A 3,440-nucleotide genomic window follows, 5' to 3' on the forward strand; every position below is an offset into this window, starting at 1 on the left:
GCTCGCGAATGCGGTGTTTCATTCAACGAATGATGGTGGCTGACCCACCGCATTCGCGAGCAAGCCCGCTCCCACATGGGTTCCATGTTGTTCTGCAGATTCAGGTTCGGGTAGCACCGCGCGCACTGGCGGCGAACTGCTCGACCGGTAGCACGTGTTTGCGCTCAAGCACGCGGTAGACGATTCCGGTAAGAATCAAACCGAACACCATCACCCCGCTGAGGAAATACAGCCCCGAAGCCAGATTCCCGGTGTATTCCTTCAGCGCGCCGATCACGAACGGGCCGATGTAGCCGCCGAGGTTGCCCACCGAGTTGATCAACGCAATCCCCGCCGCCGCACTCGCACCGGCAAAGAACCGCCCGGGCAAGGTCCAGAACACTGCCGTGCAGGAAAACAGCGCGAACGCCACCAGGCACAGCGCCGCCAGTTGCGCCACCGGCAGGGTCAGCCACGCGCTGAAGAACAGGCCCAGCGCGCCCAGTACATAGAGCACCGCCAGATGGCCGTAGCGATCATTCATGCGGTCGGAGCTGCGCGGCACGATCAGCAGACCGACGATGCCAAAGATGTACGGCACCGCCGAGACGAAACCGGTCACCAGATCGCTGCCGCCGAACTGTTTGATCAGCGTCGGCAGCCACAGGCCGAGGCCATAAATACTCAGGGTCACCGGCAGGTAGAACAGCGCCAGCAGCAACACGCGTTTGTCTTTGAGCGCATGCAGCGGGTTGCCGTGACGGGTCTGGCCGTATTCCTGAAGATCTTTTTTCAGTTCGCCGGTCAGCCAGTCTTTCTCGGCCTGATCCATCCACTTCACGTTTTGCGGGCCATCGGGCAGCCAGCGCAGTACCGGCCAGGTCAGCAGGATCGCCGGGGTGCCGATGACGATGAACAGCCACTGCCAGCCGTGCAGCCCGAGGATGCCGTCCATGCCCAGCAAGCCGCCGGACACCGGGCCGGTGATCATCATCGCAATCGGTTGGGAGAGGATGAACAGGCCGAGGATCTTGCCGCGATGGCGCACCGGGAACCATTGGGTGATGTAGTACAGAACGCCGGGGAAGAACCCCGCCTCCGCCGCGCCGAGCAGAAAGCGCATCACGTAGAAACTGTGCGGGCCCTGGACGAACGCCATACCGATGGTGATCGCGCCCCAGGTGATCATGATCCGCGCAAACCAGCGCCGCGCACCGAAGCGCTCGAGCATCAGGTTGCTGGGGATTTCGAGAAGAAAGTAGCCGATGAAAAACAGTCCGGCACCGAGACCGTAGGCCGCATCACCGATGCCGATGTCGGCGCCCATGTGCAGTTTGGCGAAGCCGACGGCGGAGCGATCCACATAGGCGATCAGGTACAGCAGGATCAGGAAGGGAATCAGTTTCAGCGTGATGCGGCGAACAAGCCGCAGTTCCTGGCTCATGGGATCGGTCTCCAATTGTTGTTTTTATAGAACCTCGGGGGACGCCTCTCGCGGAAAACCGCCAGGGCCGATCCCTCCACCGAAAACGACTATATAGTAATACTAATTACCCAACAACACTTCCAAAGCGGCGATTTTGCGCTTATGTTTAGCCGTGACTCGCAAACAATAGTCTTACAATAAGAGAATCGATCATGTCTGAGAAGAAACCCACCCTGCGCTCGGCCCAATGGTTTGGCACGGCCGACAAGAACGGCTTCATGTACCGCAGCTGGATGAAGAATCAGGGCATCGCCGACCACCAGTTTCATGGCAAGCCGATCATCGGCATCTGCAACACCTGGTCGGAACTGACCCCGTGCAACGCGCATTTCCGCCAGATTGCGGAGCACGTCAAACGCGGGGTGATCGAGGCTGGCGGCTTTCCGGTGGAATTCCCGGTGTTCTCCAATGGCGAGTCGAACCTGCGCCCGACCGCCATGCTCACCCGCAACCTGGCGAGCATGGACGTCGAAGAAGCGATTCGCGGCAACCCGATTGACGGCGTGGTGCTGCTGACCGGCTGCGACAAAACCACCCCGGCGCTGCTGATGGGCGCGGCCAGTTGCGACGTGCCGGCGATCGTCGTCACCGGCGGGCCGATGCTCAACGGCAAGCACAAGGGCAAGGACATCGGCTCCGGCACCGTGGTCTGGCAGCTCAGCGAACAGGTCAAGGCCGGCACTATCACCATTGACGACTTCCTCGCGGCCGAGGGCGGCATGTCACGCTCGGCGGGCACCTGTAACACTATGGGCACCGCGTCGACCATGGCTTGCATGGCCGAAGCACTGGGCACGTCCCTGCCGCACAACGCAGCGATTCCGGCGGTGGATGCGCGGCGTTATGTGCTGGCGCACATGTCCGGCATGCGCGCGGTGGAGATGGTGCGCGAAGACTTGCGCCTGTCGAAGATCCTGACCAAGGAAGCCTTTGAAAACGCCATTCGGGTCAACGCGGCTATTGGCGGTTCGACCAACGCGGTGATCCACTTGAAAGCCATCGCCGGGCGCATCGGTGTCGAGCTGGATCTGGACGACTGGACGCGTATCGGGCGCGGCATGCCGACCATTGTCGACCTGCAACCGTCCGGGCGTTTCCTTATGGAAGAGTTTTACTACGCCGGCGGCTTGCCGGCGGTGCTGCGCCGTCTCGGCGAGGCTAATCTGATCCCCAATCCGGATGCCCTCACCGTCAACGGTAAATCGCTGGGCGAAAACACCAAGGACGCGCCGATCTACGGCGAGGACGAAGTGATCCGTACCCTTGACAATCCGATCCGCGCTGACGGCGGTATCTGCGTGCTGCGCGGCAACCTGGCGCCGCTCGGTGCGGTGCTCAAGCCGTCCGCCGCTACCCCTGAGCTGATGCAGCATCGCGGTCGTGCGGTGGTGTTCGAGAACTTCGACATGTACAAGGCGCGGATCAATGATCCGGAACTGGATGTCGATAAAGATTCGATTCTGGTGATGAAAAACTGTGGGCCGAAGGGTTATCCGGGCATGGCCGAGGTCGGCAACATGGGCTTGCCGGCCAAGCTGCTGGCGCAGGGTGTGACCGATATGGTGCGCATTTCTGATGCGCGAATGAGCGGCACCGCGTACGGCACGGTGGTTTTGCACGTCGCCCCGGAAGCGGCGGCCGGCGGGCCGTTGGCGGTGGTGCAGGAAGGCGACTGGATCGAGCTGGATTGCGCCAGCGGGCGTTTGCATCTGGACATTCCGGATGCCGAACTGGCGGCGCGCATGGCGGATCTGCAACCACCGCAGCAGCTACTGGTCGGCGGCTATCGTCAGCTGTACATCGACCATGTGCTGCAGGCGGATCAGGGCTGTGACTTCGACTTCCTGGTGGGTTGCCGAGGGGCGGAAGTCCCGCGTCATTCTCACTGACACCGCAGATCTACTGTAGGAGTGAGCCTGCTCGCGATAGCGGTCCGCCAGTTGGTATCGATGCTGACTGACACACCGCCATCGCG

Annotated in this window: 2 protein-coding genes; one reads left to right on the forward strand and one right to left on the reverse strand. The window is 61.7% G+C overall.

From position 1 onward, the window contains the following. Window positions 1-100: 100 nt before the first annotated feature. Window positions 101-1,423 (reverse strand): MFS transporter, encoded by a 1,323-nt coding sequence (locus tag QMX91_RS29910; protein ID WP_007968618.1) that lies wholly within the window; start codon window positions 1,421-1,423, stop codon window positions 101-103. Window positions 1,424-1,617: 194 nt separating this feature from the next. Between QMX91_RS29910 and QMX91_RS29915 the strand changes: the two genes are divergently transcribed. Continuing rightward, on the forward strand, window positions 1,618-3,354 hold the full coding sequence (locus tag QMX91_RS29915; protein WP_115984925.1) for an IlvD/Edd family dehydratase: 1,737 nt from the start codon (window positions 1,618-1,620) through the stop codon (window positions 3,352-3,354). Window positions 3,355-3,440 lie beyond the last annotated feature (86 nt).

It is taken from the genome of Pseudomonas sp. PS01299 (genome assembly GCF_029960145.1).
Lineage (GTDB): Bacteria > Pseudomonadota > Gammaproteobacteria > Pseudomonadales > Pseudomonadaceae > Aquipseudomonas > Aquipseudomonas putida_A.

Bases quoted from the DNA above. Each gene is read 5' to 3' on its own strand.
- QMX91_RS29915 (WP_115984925.1), top strand. From the start codon at position 1,618: ATGTCTGAGAAGAAACCCACCCTGCGCTCGGCCCAATGGTTTGGCACG.
- QMX91_RS29910 (WP_007968618.1), bottom strand. From the start codon at position 1,423: ATGAGCCAGGAACTGCGGCTTGTTCGCCGCATCACGCTGAAACTGATT.